Source organism: Microcoleus sp. S28C3 (genome assembly GCF_036700785.1).
Lineage (GTDB): Bacteria > Cyanobacteriota > Cyanobacteriia > Cyanobacteriales > Microcoleaceae > Microcoleus > Microcoleus asticus.
Genome location: NZ_JAUBPO010000078.1, coordinates 13,283 through 33,819, shown reverse-complemented (window position 1 = coordinate 33,819; position 20,537 = coordinate 13,283). Strand labels below are relative to the sequence as shown.

Here is a 20,537-nt window from a genome sequence, read left to right as displayed (position 1 = left end):
TCTTCCTTCTTCCCTCTTCCTTCTTCCCTCTTCCTTCTTCCCTCTTCCTTCTTCCCTCTTCCTTCTTCCCTCTTCCTTCTTCCCTCTTCCTCCCCCAATCGAGATTGCATATTTAATGCTAATTCTACGCCGCCGGCACCGCCCCCCACAATGGCGATCCGCAGCGGTTTTTGGGGATGGTTTTGCCTTTCGGAAATTAACTGATTCCAGCTAGCTAAAAACTCCGGTACGGGTTTAGCTGCAATTGCATATTCTGCGGCACCCGGTACAGATAAAGTCGCAGGAGTGCTGCCGATATCCACAGAAAGCAAATCAAAATTAACCGGAGGGCGAGTTTGACAAATCACTAAATTTTTGTTAAGGTCGATCGCGATCGCCCGATCGATTAATATTTGACATCCGGCAAATTCAGCGAGCGATCGCAAATCGATGTGACATTCATCGTAATTGTAAAACCCGGCAACGTGCCCCGGCAGCATCCCCGAATAAGGCGCGTGCAGCACGTCGCTAATCAGAGTCAAACGCACTCCCGGCAGCGGTTTGATGCCGAACATTTTTAATACAATAGCATGACTGTGACCGCCGCCAATTAAGACTAAATCTTTCACAATTACAGATGTTCGATCGAGATGTTCCAGCACCAATATTGTACAGCACTAGGCATCCTTGGGGGCACTGTCCGGTAAGGAGAGCTTGCAGTGCGTAATCAATGATCTCCCAGCACTTTGACAGAATGCTCTCACCTACTCTCTGTCTCATGGATTATACTTCGCTCAGTTGCGATCGCATAACATCAATCCACCCATTGCACTTAACCGATTCCACATTCAGCGCCAATGGTTGTAGACTGTAGAGCGAGCAAATTTTATCAGCAAATTAGGCCGGGGTGTGTTTCTACAGCTAACTCACCATTCAAAACTATGACATTACGCATTATTCCCCGCAGTTGGCAGCGATCGATTAAAACTCTTTTACCGCTTCTGTTTGCCCTCTCATTCATTATAGTATTGCTGGCGAACAACTTAATTCCGGCGATCGCCCAGCAACCCCGCCAGGAAATTCGCGGCGTTTGGATGACGACAAACGACAAAGACATCCTCAGAGATCGTCGCAAACTAAAAGATGCTGTCAGCCAACTAAAACGGTTAAATTTTAACACTATTTATCCTGTAGCCTGGAATTCTGGGTATGCAATGTATCCCAGCTATGTAGCGCAGCAAAGAGACATTCAACCTTTTGTTTACAGAGGGTTAGACGGACAAGATATGCTCGCAGATTTAATTGATAAAGCTCACCGCCAAGGCCTGCTAGTAATTCCTTGGTTTGAGTTTGGTTTTATGGCTCCTCCCACATCAGAATTAGCCTTAAATCATCCCGAGTGGCTGACACAAAAACAGGACGGCAGCCAAACATCAAACGACGCCGGCGGCGAAGTAGTTTGGCTCAATCCCTTTCATCCAGAAGTGCAGCAATTCATTACTGAACTCGTACTAGAAATCACCACTCAATATAACGCAGACGGCATTCAATTTGACGATCACATGAGTTTGCCGTCGGAATTTGGCTACGATGACTACACAGTTGCTTTGTATACCAAAGAAACAAAAAAAGCGCCGCCCAAAGATTTTCAAAATCCAGCATGGGTGCAGTGGCGAGCCAATAAAATTACCGCTTTTATGTCGCAGCTAAATCAAGCCGTCAAAGCAGTCAAACCCAATGCAATTTTCTCGATTTCTCCCAATTACTACGAGTTTGCTTACAAACATCACCTGCAAGATTGGCTGACTTGGGTGCGTTTGGATATTGCCGACGAGCTAATCGTGCAAGTGTACCGTCCCAATTTAGAATCATTTGTAGAAAAAATTAACCGTCCCGAAATGCAAGAAGCACACCAAAAAATTCCCACCGGAGTTGGGATTATGACAGGTTTGAGAAATAACCCAGTACCGATTCAGCAAATTAAATCTCAGGTGCAAGCAGTCCAAGGATACGGCTTAGGCGTCGCTTTCTTCTACTACGAAAGCTTGTGGGAATCTGCACCAGAACCCATCGCAGTTCGACTTTCTCAATTTAGCGATTTCTTCCCGTCTTCTGCATTCCGAACAGCGCTACAAATACCCAGACGCGCGGCGACTTTCCCTCCGCCTGCGCCACCCAAACCAGACCCCAAAGCTAAGCCGGAGCAACCTACCAAAAACAGCGCACCTTCGCCCTCGCCAACCACGTAAAAAAATTAAAAATTAGGGTGCGCAATGCGCACCTTACCGCGATCTCAATCATTAATCATCAATAAAAATGCAAACTAACCAAAAAATTTTACTGCCAAAAATGGGCTGCGGCACTTGGGCTTGGGGCAACAGATTCCTCTGGGGCTACAATGAAAGTATGGACGAGGAATTGCAAGCCGCGTTCAATCTTTGCGTCAGCAGCGGTGTCACTTTATTCGATACCGGCGACTCTTACGGAACTGGGAAATTAAATGGACGCAGCGAGCAGCTTTTGGGGCAGTTTTCTCAACAATATCAAGGTGCCAATAAAGACAGTATTTGTATTGCGACAAAACTGGCTGCTTATCCTTGGAGACTGACGCGACAATCAATGATATCTGCTTGCAAAGCCTCTGCTGCGCGCCTCGGAAAAAATGTAGATTTGGTGCAAATGCACTGGTCTACAGCCAATTACGCTCCTTGGCAAGAAAGCGCTCTTTTAGACGGTTTGGCTGACCTTTACGAGCAAGGATTGGTCAAGGGAGTGGGTTTGTCTAATTACGGGCCTAAACGCCTGAAATGGGTGCATCGTAAATTTAGCGATCGCCAAATTCCTATTGTTACTTTACAAGTGCAATATTCGCTACTTTCTACCTATCCGGTGACGGAACTCGGGTTGAAAGATGTTTGCGATGAATTGGGGATAAAATTGATTGCTTACAGTCCTCTAGCCTTAGGTTTGCTGACGGGTAAATATTCCGAAAACGGCTCGTTTCCTAAAGGTATCCGAGGTTTGGCGTGCAAGCAGATACTTCCGGGAATGCGATCGCTTTTGGAATGTTTGCGAGAAATAGCGGCATTCAGAAACAAGACTGTTTCGCAGGTAGCAATTAACTGGTGCATCTGCAAAGAAACTATTCCGATTCCGGGGGCGAAATCTGCGGCACAGGCGAGGGATAATATTGGTGCTTTGGGGTGGGAGTTAGACTCGGGCGAGATTGGCGAATTGGATAAGGCGGCAGCGAGTGTAGATAAGAAAATGGTGCAGAATATCTTTCAAACTCGGTAATATCTGAGATGTTGTACCATTCTCCTGAACAGGCAAGATGCCTGTTCCACAAGACATGAATTTGCCTGTTCCACAAAGAATGAATTTCTTGTGGGGTGGGCTTCTAGCCCGCCCATAAAAGGCTTATTTACATCGCACAAAAATTTTCCACACACCGCACAAACATTTCTACACCCATCCCCAGCGCAGTTTCATCAAAATCAAAACGCGGGTGATGGTGCGGGTAAGCCAAGTTTTTCTCTGGATTTGCCGAACCTAAAAAGAAATAACAACCGGGAACTTCTTGCAAAAAGAACGACATATCCTCGCCGCCCATTGTTTGACATTCCGGCACGATCCCCGCAGGAGTTTCTACAACTGATTCTGCAACGCTGCGTACCAATTCAGCTATTCTCGAATCATTAATAACTGGCGGGTAAAGTGCACAATAATCTAATTTGTAATTAGCCCCGTGACTCTGACAAATTCCGGCAATTAATTGCTCGATTCGCTTGGCAAAATAACCTTGATATGCTGGATTGAAATAGCGCACCGTGCCACCAATTTGAGCGGTGTCGGCAATCACGTTGTGGGCGTCGCCTGCGTGGAATTTGCCGACAGTTACTACCGCTGAGTCGATTGGGTCAATGTTCCGCGCGACAATTGCCTGCAAGGCGCTGACAATTTGGGCTGTAACTACGATCGAGTCCACAGTCTGATGCGGCATTGCGCCGTGTCCGCCTTGGCCAAAAATCGTGCAGTCAAAAACTTCGACAGCCGCCATCAACGCGCCGCTGCGGACGCCTACAGTGCCCAAAGGTAGATTGTTCCACAAATGCAAGCCGACGATCGCATCAACATCAGGATTCTTCAAAACTCCCGCTTCAATCATCGGTTTTGCGCCCCCTGGGCCTTCTTCGGCGGGCTGAAAGATAAATTTTACCTTACCCGAAAAGCTGTGTTTGTGCTTTGCGAGATAACAAACAGTACCGAGGGCGATCGCAGTGTGCCCGTCGTGACCGCAAGCGTGCATAATTCCATCATGCTGCGATCGATAATCCACCTCATTTTCCTCTTGAATGGGCAAAGCATCCATATCCGCCCGAATTGCCAAAACCCGCCCCGGTTTGCCGCTGTCTATAGTTGCGACAATACCAGTTTTAGCAATATTAGTTTGATGATCTATGCCCCATTCTTGCAACTTTTGCGAGACAAACTGCGCCGTTAAATTTTCATCAAAACTCAACTCCGGTTTTTGGTGCAAAAGGCGACGCCATTCGACTAGCTGAGGCTGCAAATTTCTAATTTCCAGCCGCAACTGAGATAAATCGACAGAGGTTAAATTCGGTAAAGTAGAAACCATGTTTTATTCTCCTTTTTTTTTATTAACTTTGAGGTTTAGTCACTTAATAAATGGTAATTACTAATTATAGCAACCCAGAATAATTTGTGAAACTCTCTCTTCTCTTTCTCTGCGGTCTCTGCGGTCTCTGCGGTTAAAATAAAATCTTCTTCAATCCTATCTGAGTTGTGCCGGAGATTTTTTTTTAATGAACCGCAGAGGGCGCAGAGTACGCAGAGGAAGAGAAGAACGAGAAACAGAGGTGTTGAGAATAGGGTTATTTAGAAGTCTGAGGAACTAAATTAACCCCTGGTAGCAACCGCTCTAAATCTAAATCTGAAGCTGCTTTAGCTAATTTAGCAAGGTCAGTCGGGTCATCTAAATGCGGCAAAATACCCAACACAGGTATTTGAGTCAGCGACTGGATCAAATCAACGGGCGCTCGATCGGCAATTTCTTGTTCGGAACAAGCTTTAACGCAATTAAGCACAATACCTCTCAGCTTAAAACCAGTGTGTTTGGCCAGAGCAGCATTCGCCACAGCTTGCCCGATCGCCCCCAACCTCACAGGTACTACCAAAACCCCCCTCAGCCGCCAATCCCTGGCAATATCAGCCACCGTCAGTTCCCACGTTACAGGCGATCCCAGTCCTCCCAAAGCTTCCACCAATACAAAATCCTTGCGCTCAGAAAGGCTTTGCCACGCCGTCCAAACCTTTTCGAGTTCTATATGTCTCCCCTCCCGTTCGGCTGCAATCGGCGGTGCTAGAGGCGCATCAAAGTGCAGCGGATTGAGTTCTTCGGGGGATTGGTCGAGGGAAAACAAACGGTTGTAGAGTTCGCGATCGCCCGTTCCCGTTTGCAACAGCTTCATAATTCCCAAACTGCGATCTGGAAAATACATTTGCCAATAAGCAGCCAGAGCGCTGGTCAAAACAGTTTTGCCCGCGTCGGTATCAGTTCCAGCAATTAGCAAGGAGTTCATTGACAAATAGCTAACAAATAATTGGCCTCAACATCAGTCTAGGGGAATTTTGCCAGAAGTTTAGAGTTCCGGCGACGGTGCTGGAGTTGGGGCAGGTTCCGGCGACGGTGCGGGTTCCGGTTCCGGTGCGGGAGTTGGGGCAGGTTCCGGCGACGGTGCGGGAGTTGGGGCAGGTTCCGGCGACGGTGCGGGAGTTGGGGCAGGTTCCGGTGACGGTGCGGGAGTTGGTGCGGGAGTCGGTTTGGGTGCGGGAGTTGGTGCGGGCGTCGGTTTGGGTGCGGGGGTTGGTGCGGGCGTCGGTTTCGGAGTCGGTTTGGGCGCAGGAGTCGGCGCTGGCGTCGGTTTGGGTGTCGGAGTTGGCGCTGGGCTTGGTTCTGGGCTTGGTTCCGGCAAAGGTTCTGGGCTTGGTTCCGGCAAAGGTTCTGGGCTTGGTTCCGGCAAAGGTTCTGGGCTCGGTTCCGGCAAAGGTTCTGGGCTCGGTTCCGGCAAAGGTTCTGGGCTTGGTTCCGGCAAAGGTTGCGGGGTTGGGGTTGGCAAAGGTAGCGGGTTTGGTACCGGAGTTAGTGTCGGGGTCGGACTTGTAAGTGCTGGCGGTGTCGGAGTGGGTTTGGGGCGCGAATTGTTGAGAAATGAGCCGACTAAAGCCCAGGAACCGAAGCCAGTCAAGATTACTAAGCCCGTCAGCAGTCCGATCGCAGCGATGGGATTGTCCCAAAAAGAGCCGCCAACAGGCTCAATTAACGGGTCTGGCTGGTTTTGGGGGTGGGAACTCTGGGCGGCTGGCTCCGGCGACCGGCCCACGGCCACCGTTGGTATTAGCGAAGCATTTGACGGCACCGGTGCTGGCGCGGGGGGTACAGTTGGCGGGTTAGGCTTAGGATTAGTTTGGTTGTCGAGTGCTTGGGCGACTTCGCTGACAGATTGATATCGATCGCCCGGAGACCGGCTCAACATCCGATTCAGCACCAAAGCCAAACCCGTGCTCACCTGCACTCGCTGCTGCCAATTCCATTGCAGCGTTGTTTGATCGAGCAATTCCTGCGGTTCTTTGCCCGTCAGCAGGACGATCGCCGTTACAGCTAAAGCGTAGAGGTCGCTGCTGGCAGTTGCCCGCCCGCTTTGCAACTGTTCCATCGGCGCGTAGCCGATTTTACCGACAGTTGTCGCGTGGGCTGTTCCTTCGGGAGACTGGACTTTGGTGGCGAGTTCCTTCACCACTCCAAAGTCAATCAGTACCGGCATTTGGTCGTTTTCCCTGCGGATGATATTTTCTGGGGAGATGTCGCGGTGGATGATGCCGCGGGCGTGGATGTGAGCCAGTACCGGCAGCATTTGCCGGATAAATACCAAGACTTCGGCTTCAGTGAAGGTGCGGCCTGTTGAAGTTCGATCGAGCATCAGTTCGCGGTAAGTCATCCCTTCCACGTAATCTTGCACTAAAAACAAACGCTGGTTCTCTTCAAATATTGCCCGAAACTGGGGAATTTGTGGGTGCCCAATTTGGTAAAGTATTGCCGCCTCTCTTTGAAACAATTCCTTCGATTTTTCCAAAACGTAAGGCCCGCTTTGCACCGGAATCAATTCCTTCAGGGCGCAGCGTTCTTGAAACCGCCCCAAATCTTCTACTAAATAAGTCCGGCCAAATCCTCCTTGACCTAAAATATTCACCAAGCGGTAGCGGTTTTGTAGGAGAGTTCCAATAGCAATAGGTGGCTGCATAAGTTTAAGTAGAAACTGTTAAAAAATAGACGATCGCTCACAGACTTAGTAATGCTATGTCTTTAATGCTCTTGAGCATACTTCACTGTCTGTAGTCCCCAGTCCCGACCAAAATTAGCATTGTACATTTTTTTGACATTATTGAACGCAAGGATGCTGAGAAACCGGGTCTTTTCACGAAAATACACAGGTTGCAACCCGCATATCCGAGCAAAAACCCGGTTTCTGCGTCAATATCTCAAGGGAGAAATGCGCGATTTTTCGTAGAAACCGGGTTTTTTGGTCTTAGCCCTAATAAATTGTCGCCCCTCGGCCTAAGCCATACATCTCTATAAAGCTTGAGATTATTTATGGGAGATGTCTACTGACTACTGACTACTGACTAAGCTTTGCTTTCACCATGTCTTGAATTCTGTTACCGTCTGCTTTGCCTTTAAGCTGCTGCATTGCCTTGCCCATCACCTTGCCCATATCTTTTGCAGAAGTAGCGCCAACCGAAGCAATCACTTCGTCAACGACTTGACTCACCTCTTCGTCTGACATCTGCGCCGGCAAATACTCTTCAACAATTGCTAACTCCGCCTCCTCTTGTGCGACTAAATCTTCGCGGCCGCCTTTGCGGTATTGTTCGATCGAATCCCGGCGCTGTTTCGCTATTTGCATCAAAATTTCCAGTTCTTGAGCTTCTGTCAGCGTGTCTTGGCCGGAGGGACGGAGGCTGACTTCTTTTTCGAGAATAAATTTCTTGATGCCGCGAACTGTTTCCAAGCGAACTTTGTCCTTGGACTTCATGGCTGCTTTGATTTCTGCGTCAATGCGTTCTCTTAAGCTCATCGATTTCTACCTTGCTTTGCCCGATATCAAAAATCTGGAGTGCGCTCCCGATTCTTAATTTTTTTTACAGTATTTTTCAAGTTTATTGCCTGTTGGTGGCATTTTTATTGCATTAAACCCGGATGCCTTCGGCCTTCGACCGAATTTTGGGCGGCTAGACTTCCAGCCTCGACCCCAAATTGGCTTGCGCCAGAATTTTGAGACGTAGGGGCAGAAGTGCGATCGTACTTCTGCCAGTAATGATATCGCTAGAGCCCAGATTCCGCACCCTGGGGTATCGCACAGCACAATTACGTAGAAAACTCTATCTTTAACCCAGATTCCGCACCCTGGGGTGTCACACAGCATAATTACGCAGAAAACTCTATCTTTAAAGTAATAAATTATGCCTTTAAAAAGTTTTTTACCCGTTAACCTACGGTATTAAAGTACGATCTATAGCTTTATTGCTGGATAAAAATAAGTAAAAACCGATTGTGACCGTTGAGGGTGCGGAATGTCGGCTCGAAAGTAAAGTAATAAATTATGCCTTTAAAAAGTTTTTTACCGGTTAACCTACGGTATCAAAGTATAATTTATAGCTTTATTGCTAGATAAAAATAACTAAAAACCGATTGTGACCGTTGAAAATGCGGAAGGTGGGCTAGAAACCCGGTTTATCGGACATATTTCTCCAAGTCCTATTCAGTTCGCCTAACTTCACACTTGTGGCAGCTCCGAAAGTTAAATCTCTCAAAGAATTGGCTGAATATTTCTAGTTTCCGATGGTAAGATAGCGGTGGAATAAACGTCCTGCAAGAGGCCTGCTGTGATCCGTTCTGCTACTTTACCGCTTTCGCTTCCCGAGCCGCCGGTTTCCGCTCACGACCGTCTCCGGCTGTTCTCCGGTTCTGCTAATGTTCCCCTCGCCCAAGAGGTGGCTCGCTATCTGGGGATCGATTTGGGGCCGATGGTTCGCAAGCGGTTCGCTGATGGGGAACTCTACGTTCAAATTCAAGAATCGATTCGGGGTTGCGATGTTTACTTGATTCAGCCCACTTGTGGTCCGGTAAACGATCGCCTCATGGAATTGTTAATTATGATCGATGCTTGTCGGCGCGCTTCGGCCAGACAAATTACTGCCGTCATTCCCTATTACGGATATGCTAGGGCTGACCGCAAAACGGCTGGAAGAGAGTCGATTACTGCGAAGTTGGTGGCTAATTTGATTACTGAAGCTGGGGCCGGTCGCATTTTGGCGATGGATTTGCACTCGGCTCAGATTCAAGGTTATTTTGACATTCCTTTTGACCACGTTTACGGTTCGCCAGTGCTTTTGGATTATCTGGCGAGCAAGAAGTTGACGGATATTGTTGTGGTTTCGCCGGATGTTGGCGGAGTAGCTAGGGCGAGAGCTTTTGCCAAAAAACTTGGCGATGCTCCCCTGGCAATTATTGACAAGCGCCGCCAAGCTCACAACGTGGCAGAAGTGATGAACCTCATCGGTGATGTGAGGGGCAAAACAGCCGTGTTGGTGGACGACATGATCGATACTGCCGGCACGATTTCTGAGGGCGCGAGATTGTTGCGCCGCGAGGGTGCGAGGCAGGTTTATGCTTGTGCTACTCATGCGGTGTTTTCGCCTCCGGCGATCGAGCGTTTGTCTAGCGGGGTGTTGGAAGAGGTAATTGTTACGAATACAATTCCTGTGCTTGAAGAGAACCGTTTTAAGCAGTTGACAGTGCTTTCGGTAGCGAATTTGCTGGGAGAAACTATTTGGCGGATTCACGAAGATAGTTCTGTTAGCAGTATGTTCCGCTAGACAGGAAAGGCGCTTTTTGAATGTTTGTTTTAGGGTGCGTTACACTTGGTTAACGCACCATTTTTTTTTCGGATAGTGCGATAATTTCCCGCAAGTAATATCAAGTACCTCGGTAAAATAGCCATAACACTTGTAGGGGCGGCTCTCACGAAGAATGTGTAATTCACATCCAGAATATCTATAAACCCGCCCTCACCGGGCTACAAACCAATTTTATTGTCGTTGTGCGATCGCACTTGGTACCACCGGAACAAGAGATGCTAAAATCCTATCTTGTTGTGTAAAGAACACGACTTTTTTATATTCTAGATAAGTCTCATTCAAATAAGGAGCCAATAGGCAAAAATCATGAAACATTCACTTGTACGAACAGTGGCCGCACTGGCAGGTTCAGCAATTTTAACACTCGGGGCGATCGGTTCGGCTAAAGCATTTACTTTTGACGAAACCGAAATTAGCCAAGACCGAGTAATTGTCATCGCCCAACCCCGCCCTTACGGTGGCTACCAATTGCTAATTTTAGAACAGGTATCTGACAAACGGCAGTGCTGGAGCGAAAGCGGCTCTAATCCAGTGAAAGTTAATCCGTTATTAGTTACTTTTGATTTCACCGGTATTTGTGGTCGCGCAACAGACAGTAACGGCTTTTCAATTCGCATGGCCGGCACCGATTTAGCATTAAAATACAGCCTGACCTTGGAAAGTGTTGATGGCAATGTTCTATTAATGGGAACTCCGGTAGATTTCCAAGGTGATTCGGTGATTATCGGTCGCACAAACGGCGATGTTAACGACTTCATGAAAATCAGTCTCGATCCTGCTTGGCACTTGAGTAAAAGAGCTTACCAAGGCCGCACATTAGGTCACTTTTATTTCACTACCAATCAACCCGCACCGGGAACAATTGGCAATACCGGAGGCAATACCGAAGCAATACCGCAGCCATTACCGCAGCCAATACCGCAGCCAATACCAATACCAATACCAATACCAATACCAATACCGCAGCCAACACCGCAGCCATTACCGCAGCCATTACCGCAGCCATTACCGCAGCCAACACCGCAGGAAATACCGCAGGAAATACCAATACCGTAAGCAATACTAGCTTTTCTACAATTCGGAGATAGCTACCGATGATATCTACGCTTCCGAAATTAAAGAAGCTGTGGGCTTTAGGTTTGTAGCCCGGTTTTCTCAAAATAATACCTTTCGACCGCAACTTGCTGTTACCAGAGAGCAATTGGTATCTTTAGTTTGGGAATCCTTAAAAGGAATACAAGGTGCTAATATCATATTTCCTAGCCATGTTTCTATCCGTCCCTATAGCGACGTTGATATTTCTCGCTGGAGTGCCGGAAAAGTTCTATTTGCGCGAGACAACAAGATAGTTAGCGGCTATCAAGATGGAACTTTTAAACCTACGCAGCCCGTCACTCGCGCTGAATTGATGGCGGTGCGTCGTCGAGCGGCGGAATTTGGTTTGTCGGCGCGGGGAATGCAGCCGAATTTAGTTGCTAAAGAGCCGTCTAAAACTTTGTCAGACATTCAGAATTATTGGGCTGCTTCTATTATTACTCAAATGTCTTCTTATTGTTCTGTTGCTGCCGCTATTAACGAAATTGGCGGTTTGCTTTCGATGATTCTGCAAAGCGGAATTACGCGGCGGCTACTTTGCGGATTCTGAAATGCGTTAAGGCTCAGTAGGGCGAATTATACCCCCGACTTCTTCAAGAAGTTGGGAATCTGAGTATTGTGTTTTTTTAGCTTGACATTTTACGCTACACCGTAATCAGTATACGGCCGCTTGTATGGGGGTTGCAATCCCAAAACAATATCCTCTCTCGGTACTCCCATTGCAACTAATTCCTCGGCAGGATTTTGGTCGGTTAAATTTTGCTGAAGCCAGATTTTTCCATCTTTGATGTCAATGTGAATGATGCTTCGATAAATCCGGGTTAAGTGTTCCCAGCCGACATTCATCCACTGATAATGATCTCGTTCTGTGTCTAAGATTAGTTGCACTTCGACTTCATCATCGGAAACATCATCTTCGGCATAACGAGTGATTAATGTCTGAACATATTGACGATATTGAGCTAGTTTGTCCATTGCACAATTACCTCATTTGTTGGATCGTATACGATTAGCAACACCTGATACTGTTGTACCGCAGTTTGAGTAAACTCGTACTGAAAAAATGTTTTATACACGTCAACTGGCACTGCCAAATACAATTTGCGATCGGGTTCAACCGATGCCAGGCCCAGCCGATAACCTACAAATCTTTTGGTAGTGAGGGAGTAAAGCCGAAATATGTGCAAAATCGTACGTAATGTAAAGTGTTGTAACAGTTTGGGCTATACCCTAGTGGGGGCTAGCAGTTTTTTAATCTGAAAAAATTATAAATACACCAAATTGGTGTGTAAAAAGCACCTAAAGTTATTTTTTTGGTTTATAATAGGTGGATGGTGGAGAAAAATATGGTGGAAACGATGATGACTAAGCAGTTTAAGAACACACACGCACCGCCTCCCCCAAATGTTAAGCGGATGTCCGTCACTTTATCTTCGGATGCTGCTCAACTATTGGAATGGCTTGCTGCAACCCAAGGGATAACTCAAACTGAAGCGCTTCGGAAAGCTATTGCAACTGAAGCTTACCTTTATAAAGAGATAAAACAAGGGTCTAAAGTTTTACTTCTGACTTCCGATAAGGAAGTACGGGAAGTTATTTTTAGATGAAGCAAGCTGCGGGAGGCTCCAACAACCTATTTAGGAGCCGCTATGAAGACAGAATACGACCCGCATAACTATTCTCAGATCCAGCCAGAGCAGCGCGATATTTTTGAGCCTATCGTTCTGGACGGTAAGCTGGATATCAACAACTACATTATTAGCGTTCCGCCTAAAAAGGAAGTACGCGAAGATGTAAAAGCTTGGGTTGATAAGGAGCGAGAGCGAGAGCAGACTCGCTCAAAAACGACCAATCATTTACTGACTGTCTTCAGTGCTACAGTGTTTGGGGTTTTTGTTGTTGTAGGTTCAAACTCTCTAATTCCAAATTCTGGTAAAGAGTTGGCAAAGGATTTAATTCCTGTCATTATTTCCTCTCAAATAACTCTGCTGGGAGTTATAGTAGGCTTTTATTTCGATAAAGATTAACTTTATTTAATCTTGCTCAAGAGTGCGATCGCTGCGTTACCTGCGTAGCGATCGCTTTTATTTGCAGCTTGTCCAGTTTACTTGTTTTCTGGGTCTGTTTCCTTGCGTTTCTTCTTAGATGCCGATTTCCGAGTTTTTGGAGTGGCGATTATTTCTGGCTCTTGCAAGATGGCATCTTCTGGTAATTTGCACAAGTCATTTAAGGAAAGTTTTTGCTGGGATTCTAGTTCGTTGAGTCGGTTTGATGCGGTTTCTAATATTTGCTTTCCCTGTCGGACTTGAATAGTAGTTTTATTTTCGATCGCATCTAACAACACAAAAATCGAGACTGTTTGCCAAATATCTAAATCGTCGCCGATGACATCGCACTTTGACACGATTTTGCCGTTTTCGGGGACGTGAATTCCTAAGCCGGAAGCTTGAATTAACGGCTGGATTTCTGCTATACTTAAATCCGCAAGGTCGGTAATTTTATGTTCGAGCGAAACTAAATCTGCTAAATCTGGCAAGTTGACCGATTCGGTCGCTAAAGCATCGAATTTAAAGGTAAGAGTTTGATTCAGCGGATCGGAAATGGCGTAAATTGATTGAATTTGCGATCGACTAACCGCACCTTTATCGAAAAAATCTCTACCTTGGGGGGCGATCGCAATTTTCCCGTTTTCAGCCACCTCCAAGCTTTCCAAACTAACCAGAGTCGCCGCCGCAGTCTTCACAAAAATCTCGTCCAACCCCAGCAAATCCGCCAATTCCTTCAAAGTTGGCGCAGGTTCAAACTCAACCCCCGCCCGCAAAATGAACTCTTCCAACACGTTAAACTGGCGCGGTTCGCTAATCGCCACCTCCAGCGGAGTTTGCCGGATTGCGAAGCGGAATTGACGCGCCGCCAACACTGACAAACCCGGATTTTGTTGCTCCATTTGTTCCGCTAGCGAACTTAAATTCGAGTCAATTGTTTTAGTTGAGGACGCTAGAAACATCTACAAAGCCTCCGCAGTGACGCACCGTTTTTGAAACTTCCTGATACATTTTTCCGACAGTACCTGTTTGTTGGGTAAATAAATCGTGGCAGCCGACAACTACCAGCAATTCTTGAGCGCGGGAAAATGCCACATTCACCCGTTCCGGTTCCTTAGCAAATCCAATATCGCCCCTAACATTATTGCACACTGTGCTGACAATAATTACAGGTCTTTCCATGCCTTGAAATATGTCAACCGTACCAGTGCGGATGCTCAAAGCAGGGAATCTTTCGCCTTCGATTCTGTCTTTAATTGCATTTAATTGAGCAGCATAAAAAGTGATAATTCCGATTTCTTTCGGTGGTTCTCCGTCAGCAACTTTGGGCCGCCAAGCTGTCTCCATTTGTTCGCACAAACGCTCGATCGCATCAATCTCCTTGACATTCAACCGCGAAGTACCCTGTTTTTCCTCTTCAAACCCTTGTCCGATAGGCGTTTTCACCCACAGAATGTGATTGTTTTCTTGAATGATTTTACCTGCGAGGTTGTGGGCGCGTTTGGTGTCAGCTTCCTGAATGCCACAGTTGAGTTTTTGCTGGTAAAACTGATTGATTGCGCCCATGATTTGCGGGTGCATTCGGTATTGAGTTGTCAGCATTTTTTTGATGCTGTCGCTGGCATTTTCAAACAATACTTTGAACAGCGACTCTTTTATGAAGCTAAGTTCGTCTCCGGTACAGCCGATGTCTTCGGCAATATCGTCGATCGTACTTTGATTAAACATCGGCGGCAATTGCCGGTGATCGCCAACTAATACTAACTTTCTGCCTTTCAAAGCGGGAATTAACAACTCTGGGGGAGTGCATTTGCTAACTTCGTCAATGATGACTGCATCAAAGCTGGGAAAGTTTTTAGTAAAATCGAAACTGGCAGCTTGCACGCAAGTAATACCGATTACGTTGGCATTGTCAATATAAATTTGCTTTAAATCGTTGCGGTCTTTTTCTGATGGATTGCGGAGTTTTTGAATCCAATCTGTCACAAACGTTTGAGAGCGATTTAGGGCTGTTTCTTCTTGTTCTAATTTTCGCTGCCAAGTTTTGAATAAACGCTTAATTTTGTTTAAAAAAGCTACGCTGAATATTCCTGTATTCGGAACTTCTGGCTGGTATTGAGTGGGGATAGTTTGCCATGCTGACTCCCACCAATTTCTCTCAACAAGTAATGCGGATGTCGGTTGCTGCTGTTGCAGTTGAGCGGTAATTTCGCTCAATTCTTTTTGAAGTTCGGCGAGTTGCTGCTGCGAAGTTGCAGCAGCAACTTGCAGCGGGGATAAATTCTCGTCAAGACTGTTTTTGAGAGTCTCCAAAACCCCAAAAGGATCTAAGTCAGCAATGGATTTTTCAAGCTGAACCGTGCTTGCTTTCCAAGCCTCAACTTGCTTGACAAACTGCTGCGGTTGCTCCCAAATATTGGATTTTTGGGCGAGATATTGTTCGGATAAAATCCGCAATTTTTCAGGTGCGTTTGGCTGTTGGACAATTGCTTGCAACAAATTAGTAACTTCGCTAATTTTTAAGTTTGCCTCTTGCTGCGCTGTTTCTACCTGAAGTTTAGCGGCGGATATTTGCTGCTGGTTTAAGGTTTGACCGATTTTATCTAATAACTGTTGCTGTTTTATAAGCTGCTGTTCGGTTTCGGTTTTCAGGGGAACCACACACTGACGCGCATTTGCGAGGATACTGTGCAGCAATTCTTTGACTAGGCGATCGAAGGTAGCTTGGATATGATTTGGCTGCAACGATTGACTGTAAAATTGTTGAATGCTACCTAAGAAACTGCGAGATTTTTCGATGATAAATTTGCGCTGACTTGGGCTGACTTGGGAGTAGGTGGCGAAGTCTTTGGCTAGTTGCTGCCACTGTGTACGATCGCCCGCTGAGAGCACGATCGGCGTTTGACTCAAATTTAGGTGCAGAAACTCGCTAAACCGGAACTGTTGCCCTTGTATGTCCTTAAAACCTGCGCTTTCTTCGTGGGATATCGCCTTTTGCAACCGATCCAAATCGGGCAAATTGATTTTGCATTTGGGCGGCAGGATCGGCAATTTGAGCGATCGGGCAATTTTCAGCAATCCTGCGGGCAATTCTACCATATCATCCGTCAGCATTGCGCCCGTTTCCCAGCAAGATTTCACAACTTCATAGAGCCCCGTATCTGCCGTCTCAATCCATTGTGCAACGGCGACGACAACGGCTGCAATTTCCGCTTTTCGCAGTTCCAAATTCTTGATTTTCTGTTCGAGATTGTGGCGGTGTGTCTGATTTTGCCGATCGCCCAATTCGAGTTGATTCACAGCATCCGACATCTGCCGCGACACCCGCAACGACTCCGCAACCGTTGACATAGCGTGACAAACATCATCAGCCCGATCGAATGCTGTCTTAAATTCCGATATTTGCGCTGCTACAGTTTCCTGCAGCCAAACCCCAATCCCAAACGCGCCGCAAGCAGGGCGATCGAAACCTATTTGAGTAGCATTGCTAGCGGCAATCCGAACATTTGCCATAAAGTTTTCTACTAAAACATTGCCTTCTGAATAGGGTTTTAGTCGGGGCATAAACTCGGCAACTTCTGGAGATTCCCAGTTAACATTAGGCGCATCCAACAGATTTTCTAACCCACTAACTAGAGATTCAATCTCGCTTTTTTCGGTTAAAATCAGTTCATAATCTGCTGCTTGCTGGCTGTACTTTTCCTCAATACTTGCTTTACTGTCGTGCAGGTGTTTGAGTTCATTAAAAAAATCTTTTTCTGCGGCAAAGTAGGCGGTAAATCGCTCGGATTCTGCCACCAACTGGCGCAAAGATTTGACATTGGTTTGGCGCTGCGAGAGCTTTTGTTCGCAGTCAGTCGCCGTATTTTGCAGCCAAGTGCCGATCGCATTTTCCTCTAAAAACGGCTGCCCTTCTTCCTGCACCTTATGAGCTTTTCCCTTCCGCAAAGCCCGAATTGCCGGATTGTGAACTAACCGACTCAAAGCATTGTCTACAGCCAAATTTGCTTGGGAAGCAATGAGCGTTTTGCCGCCCTGACGGGCAATTTGATAGCAAATCTCCGCAATCACAGTCGTTTTGCCAGTTCCCGGCGGGCCTTGAATCAAAATTAAATCCCGCGCCGAAAGCACGGTTTCTACGGCGGCAAGTTGGTCGTCATTAGCATTGCGATTTAATAAGTTTTCCCGATCCAATTTTATCAGTTTTTCGGGCATTCTCGCCTGAGAAGAGTCGAATAAAAAATCGCTCAAATAGGGATTTTGAGCGCGACCGTCTGTCAGCATTTTTAAAGCTTTTTTCTTGCGTTCGATCTGACTGATATCGCCCGCAGCCTCAAAATACAAGAATCCTTGTTTCGGCAGTTGATATCTGCCGCCCGCCATGCGATCGCCTAAATCAACATCTAACTTAATCCGTAATTTACCATGTTCAAAGTCAATTTCGGCGATGCTACCTAATGTCTCTCCATCGCGGCTGCTTCTGCTTCCGGGCGGCGAATCAAACAGGATAATTTCTTCATTTCGTGCCTTTTTTAGCCTTTCGCGAAAGTCGCCCAATTCTAAGAAATTTTCCTCGTAGCCGTCAAGAGTTGCGGAATTACGATCGATTTCAAAAGTGACGATTTTGAAGCCGGAACCGTAATTGTGTCCTCGGAAAGGCACGCAAAATTGACGCGCTTCCGCGATGCGTTTTTCCACATTTAAAAAAGTATGCCAAACTTTTAGTTGTTCCGTAGTTGGTATGTGTCTGTCGTCCCAAAACGGCATTTGTTGGACGCGGGCGATCGACTTTACAGGAATTGGCGATCTACTGTTAGCCAAAAGTCGCAACTGAACCGGCAAAGAATACCCATCTTTCCTCCCTCTGGGAACCGCCACCAAACCAGCATCCAGCAGTTTTAAACCGCCGATTCCGTCTTCACAGCGTACAGTTGCTAACAACCGCAAAGTGCGATCGGCTTTTTGCAACAATTCGGGTAATTCAAAATCATCTCCATCAGTAGCAAGCAGCAATTCCCAGATTTCTTCTTCAGAAAATCTCTCATTTACCTTTTGGCGGCGCACGTAGAACAGATTGTGGGATTTGCCAGCTATCTCCGACATCAGAATTTCCGCACGTTCTCTGCATTCCCAATCGCAATATTTCCCTAAAGCTGCTTCTCCTTCAATATCCCGAATAAACTTATTAATTGTGCGATCGCCACTAAATTTATATCCCCAATCTTCTGTTACTAAAGATGGCATATTTTGATTTTAGATTTTAGATTTTAGACTTTAGATTGGATTTAAGATTAGCACATCGGAACTTGTACCGACAGAACCGTTAAATCCCCAAAAAGATTAAGGTGTGCACTGCACACCCTACGAATATCGCAAATTACCGTACAGCCGACGGGCGATCGAATTAAACAGTTCAGAATTAAAAGGGCGAATGATGGGAATTGAACCCACGAATGGTGGTACCACAAACCACTGCCTTAACCACTTGGCTACACTCGCCATATGTTTTTAACTATAGCATCAGATCTCAGCACAAGTCTAGGGGTAAGGCAAAAATATTTTGAAATATTTCTGAGCGTCCCTGAACCGGACAGATCGATTGTGCCTCAAATTTCAAGCACAGTAAGAGTTTAGCACAATTTTCGCTCCGCGCGATCGGCAACTATCCCGCGCCCCAGCCGTCGCGCGGCCCGGACTCAGCAGCTCTGGCAGCGTCCCGATTCGACCCAGCGCATTAAAATAGCCTCATATCTCGAACTACATCAGTTGTCAACCCTCTCTCTTCTCTCTCTTCTCTCTTCCCTATTCCTTCGCGCCGCTTCGCGTCTTCGCGGTTCGTTTAAAAAAAAGTCTTGTCCGCCATCTAAAATCTAAAATCTAAAATCTAAAATCGATATGAGCTACTGTGTCAACCCAGAATGTCAAAATCCTCAAAACTCCCACACCGCCAAATTTTGCTTGAACTGCGGCTTTAACCTGTTGCTGAGACAGCGATATCGCCCAATTGAACTTTTAGGTAGAGGCGGATTTGGTAAAACTTTCCTAGCAATTGATGAAGACATCCCATCTTTACCCCGCTGTGCAGTCAAGCAATTTTATTTTTACGACCGCGACCCCGAAATTTTCAACAAAGCCGTTGAATTATTTCGGCAAGAAGGCGTCCGTTTAGACGAACTCGGAAAACACCCGCAAATCCCCACATTATTAGCCTGCTTTGAACAAGAAGGTCATATTTATTTAGTTCAAGAGTTTATAGAGGGATCGACTCTTAAACAAGAATTAGACCTGAGTGTATACGATGAAGATGAAATTTGGCAACTGCTGCAAGACTTATTGCCCGTGCTGCAATTTATCCACGACAAGCGCGTCATTCATCGCGACATCAAACCCGAAAATATTATCCGCCGCCAATCGGACAACAAACTCGTATTGATCGATTTCGGCATTGCCAAACTAATGACTGATACAGCCATACTCCGTCCAGCAACGCTCATCGGCAGTCAAGATTATGTAGCTCCCGAACAAATGCGCGGCAAAGTATTTCCTGCTAGCGACCTTTACAGTTTAGGTGTTACTTGCATTCGCCTGATGACGCAAGTTCCTCCCTTGGATATGTACGACTGCAACAACGATCGCTGGTGGTGGCGCGAGTTTCTCCCCAAAGCCACGAGTATTAGCGAGGAGTTAGGTGAAATTTTAGATAAATTGCTGCAAACTAATCTCAATCAGCGGTACAGTTTTGCTGCGGAAGTTTTGCAAGATACCCAAGCAGCTTTAGATATGCGCCATCAAAATTTGCTTTTGCCCAAAAAGCCGATCGCTCCTACTCTCAGTAATAGCGACAACTCAACCGATCTCAGCGCGCTACAAACTCCTGATTCTCCAATTTTACCCACAAATGCCGTCCCCAATTCCGCAGAAACTTTTTCCTTATCTGTTACTTCAAATCTCGATCCGACCATGATTTCTGCACGGGGAGTTGATTATACCAAATTGCGGGATTTTTTGTCAAACAAAAAGTGGAAAGAAGCCGATCGCGAAACTTGGGGCTTGATGTGTCAATCTCTTTCCCAGCCACCGGGAACTCAGCTAGAAATTAGCCAAATTTACCAGCTACCCTGCGAAGATTTGCAAACAGTCGATCGCCTGTGGTTGCACTACAGTCAAGGTCGGTTTGGCTTCAGCATCCAAAAGCAGATTTACGAAAGCGTTAAGGGAGATTATATCAGATTTTGCGATCTGGTCAACTGGCAAACCTACAATTCTGCTAATACTTTAGGGCAGATTAAATTTAGTCAGCAAGCACCAATCGGACACCTCCCCTCTCGCAGTTGGGTTGGCGGCATTCAGTGGCTGCGGCATCTCGATGCCCTGTCAGCAAAATTAACCGAGTGCGACAATAAAGCTGCTCCTAAATAG

The 20,537-nt window shown here is 46.4% G+C and carries 17 protein-coding genes and 1 tRNA gene; 8 read left to right on the top strand and 10 right to left on the bottom strand.

The features are described 5' to 3' along the window. Nucleotides 1-641 (bottom strand): FAD-dependent oxidoreductase (locus QUA13_RS21895; protein ID WP_333201854.1); only part of this gene is annotated, 641 nt, incomplete at its 3' end. A 195-nt stretch (nucleotides 642-836) separates the two neighbouring features. Between QUA13_RS21895 and QUA13_RS21890 the strand changes: the two genes are divergently transcribed. Next, complete coding sequence (locus tag QUA13_RS21890; RefSeq protein ID WP_333201852.1) at nucleotides 837-2,228, top strand: glycoside hydrolase family 10 protein; 1,392 nt, start codon at nucleotides 837-839, stop codon at nucleotides 2,226-2,228. Nucleotides 2,229-2,295: 67 nt separating this feature from the next. After that, nucleotides 2,296-3,276 carry an aldo/keto reductase gene (locus QUA13_RS21885; protein ID WP_333201850.1) on the top strand — a complete coding sequence of 327 codons (981 nt, stop codon included), beginning with the start codon at nucleotides 2,296-2,298 and terminating at the stop codon, nucleotides 3,274-3,276. A 127-nt stretch (nucleotides 3,277-3,403) separates the two neighbouring features. Here QUA13_RS21885 and QUA13_RS21880 read toward each other — a convergent pair whose 3' ends face one another. The 4 genes from QUA13_RS21880 to QUA13_RS21865 form a co-directional block, all read right to left on the bottom strand. Continuing rightward, nucleotides 3,404-4,618: a M20 family metallopeptidase gene (locus QUA13_RS21880; protein WP_333201848.1), complete on the bottom strand. Its 1,215-nt coding sequence runs from the start codon at nucleotides 4,616-4,618 to the stop codon at nucleotides 3,404-3,406. Between the two features lie 256 nt (nucleotides 4,619-4,874). Then, nucleotides 4,875-5,582, bottom strand: a complete 708-nt coding sequence (bioD, locus tag QUA13_RS21875) for a dethiobiotin synthase (protein WP_333201846.1) — start codon at nucleotides 5,580-5,582, stop codon at nucleotides 4,875-4,877. Between the two features lie 60 nt (nucleotides 5,583-5,642). Beyond that, on the bottom strand, nucleotides 5,643-7,301 hold the full coding sequence (locus tag QUA13_RS21870) for a serine/threonine-protein kinase (protein ID WP_333201844.1): 1,659 nt from the start codon (nucleotides 7,299-7,301) through the stop codon (nucleotides 5,643-5,645). A 375-nt stretch (nucleotides 7,302-7,676) separates the two neighbouring features. Then, nucleotides 7,677-8,135, bottom strand: coding sequence for a GatB/YqeY domain-containing protein (locus QUA13_RS21865; protein ID WP_333201842.1), 459 nt, complete (start codon nucleotides 8,133-8,135; stop codon nucleotides 7,677-7,679). 808 nt (nucleotides 8,136-8,943) lie between these two features. On the opposite strand from QUA13_RS21865, the gene QUA13_RS21860 reads away from it, so the two are divergent. The 3 genes from QUA13_RS21860 to QUA13_RS21850 all read left to right on the top strand — a co-directional run bounded on the left by QUA13_RS21860 (nucleotide 8,944) and on the right by QUA13_RS21850 (nucleotide 11,623). Next, nucleotides 8,944-9,936, top strand: coding sequence for a ribose-phosphate pyrophosphokinase (locus QUA13_RS21860; RefSeq protein WP_333184463.1), 993 nt, complete (start codon nucleotides 8,944-8,946; stop codon nucleotides 9,934-9,936). Between the two features lie 348 nt (nucleotides 9,937-10,284). Further along, nucleotides 10,285-11,034 (top strand): DUF3747 domain-containing protein, encoded by a 750-nt coding sequence (locus QUA13_RS21855; RefSeq protein WP_333201840.1) that lies wholly within the window; start codon nucleotides 10,285-10,287, stop codon nucleotides 11,032-11,034. Nucleotides 11,035-11,104: 70 nt separating this feature from the next. Then, the gene (locus QUA13_RS21850) at nucleotides 11,105-11,623 is read left to right on the top strand and encodes an S-layer homology domain-containing protein (protein ID WP_333201838.1); all 519 of its coding nucleotides are present in this window, start codon (nucleotides 11,105-11,107) and stop codon (nucleotides 11,621-11,623) included. An 89-nt stretch (nucleotides 11,624-11,712) separates the two neighbouring features. Here QUA13_RS21850 and QUA13_RS21845 read toward each other — a convergent pair whose 3' ends face one another. Next, nucleotides 11,713-12,048 (bottom strand): XisI protein, encoded by a 336-nt coding sequence (locus tag QUA13_RS21845; protein WP_333201836.1) that lies wholly within the window; start codon nucleotides 12,046-12,048, stop codon nucleotides 11,713-11,715. Beyond that, entirely contained in the window at nucleotides 12,036-12,260 is a 225-nt protein-coding gene (locus QUA13_RS21840) for an element excision factor XisH family protein (RefSeq protein ID WP_333201834.1), read from the bottom strand. The genes QUA13_RS21845 and QUA13_RS21840 overlap by 13 nt, the downstream gene beginning before the upstream one ends. Before the next feature lie 159 nt (nucleotides 12,261-12,419). On the opposite strand from QUA13_RS21840, the gene QUA13_RS21835 reads away from it, so the two are divergent. Then, nucleotides 12,420-12,680 (top strand): hypothetical protein, encoded by a 261-nt coding sequence (locus QUA13_RS21835; protein ID WP_333201832.1) that lies wholly within the window; start codon nucleotides 12,420-12,422, stop codon nucleotides 12,678-12,680. A gap of 42 nt (nucleotides 12,681-12,722) precedes the next feature. After that, nucleotides 12,723-13,100: a hypothetical protein gene (locus QUA13_RS21830; protein WP_333201830.1), complete on the top strand. Its 378-nt coding sequence runs from the start codon at nucleotides 12,723-12,725 to the stop codon at nucleotides 13,098-13,100. Nucleotides 13,101-13,177: 77 nt separating this feature from the next. On the opposite strand, the gene QUA13_RS21825 is transcribed toward QUA13_RS21830, so the two are convergent. From QUA13_RS21825 to QUA13_RS21815, 3 genes are all read right to left on the bottom strand, one after another. Further along, entirely contained in the window at nucleotides 13,178-14,080 is a 903-nt protein-coding gene (locus QUA13_RS21825; protein ID WP_333201828.1) for a hypothetical protein, read from the bottom strand. Continuing rightward, entirely contained in the window at nucleotides 14,058-18,362 is a 4,305-nt protein-coding gene (locus tag QUA13_RS21820; protein WP_333201826.1) for an AAA domain-containing protein, read from the bottom strand. The genes QUA13_RS21825 and QUA13_RS21820 overlap by 23 nt, the downstream gene beginning before the upstream one ends. Before the next feature lie 182 nt (nucleotides 18,363-18,544). Continuing rightward, a tRNA-His gene (locus QUA13_RS21815) sits at nucleotides 18,545-18,617 on the bottom strand. 396 nt (nucleotides 18,618-19,013) lie between these two features. On the opposite strand from QUA13_RS21815, the gene QUA13_RS21810 reads away from it, so the two are divergent. Next, nucleotides 19,014-20,537: a serine/threonine-protein kinase gene (locus tag QUA13_RS21810; RefSeq protein ID WP_333201824.1), complete on the top strand. Its 1,524-nt coding sequence runs from the start codon at nucleotides 19,014-19,016 to the stop codon at nucleotides 20,535-20,537.

What these genes read in the sequence shown, in the direction of transcription:
- QUA13_RS21835 (WP_333201832.1), top strand. Translation starts at nt 12,420, where the DNA reads ATGGTGGAAACGATGATGACTAAGCAGTTTAAGAACACACACGCACCG.
- QUA13_RS21820 (WP_333201826.1), bottom strand. Translation starts at nt 18,362, where the DNA reads ATGCCATCTTTAGTAACAGAAGATTGGGGATATAAATTTAGTGGCGAT.
- QUA13_RS21830 (WP_333201830.1), top strand. Translation starts at nt 12,723, where the DNA reads ATGAAGACAGAATACGACCCGCATAACTATTCTCAGATCCAGCCAGAG.
- QUA13_RS21885 (WP_333201850.1), top strand. Translation starts at nt 2,296, where the DNA reads ATGCAAACTAACCAAAAAATTTTACTGCCAAAAATGGGCTGCGGCACT.
- QUA13_RS21865 (WP_333201842.1), bottom strand. Translation starts at nt 8,135, where the DNA reads ATGAGCTTAAGAGAACGCATTGACGCAGAAATCAAAGCAGCCATGAAG.
- QUA13_RS21870 (WP_333201844.1), bottom strand. Translation starts at nt 7,301, where the DNA reads ATGCAGCCACCTATTGCTATTGGAACTCTCCTACAAAACCGCTACCGC.
- QUA13_RS21855 (WP_333201840.1), top strand. Translation starts at nt 10,285, where the DNA reads ATGAAACATTCACTTGTACGAACAGTGGCCGCACTGGCAGGTTCAGCA.
- QUA13_RS21890 (WP_333201852.1), top strand. Translation starts at nt 837, where the DNA reads ATGGTTGTAGACTGTAGAGCGAGCAAATTTTATCAGCAAATTAGGCCG.
- QUA13_RS21810 (WP_333201824.1), top strand. Translation starts at nt 19,014, where the DNA reads ATGAGCTACTGTGTCAACCCAGAATGTCAAAATCCTCAAAACTCCCAC.
- QUA13_RS21880 (WP_333201848.1), bottom strand. Translation starts at nt 4,618, where the DNA reads ATGGTTTCTACTTTACCGAATTTAACCTCTGTCGATTTATCTCAGTTG.
- bioD (WP_333201846.1), bottom strand. Translation starts at nt 5,582, where the DNA reads ATGAACTCCTTGCTAATTGCTGGAACTGATACCGACGCGGGCAAAACT.
- QUA13_RS21825 (WP_333201828.1), bottom strand. Translation starts at nt 14,080, where the DNA reads ATGTTTCTAGCGTCCTCAACTAAAACAATTGACTCGAATTTAAGTTCG.
- QUA13_RS21845 (WP_333201836.1), bottom strand. Translation starts at nt 12,048, where the DNA reads ATGGACAAACTAGCTCAATATCGTCAATATGTTCAGACATTAATCACT.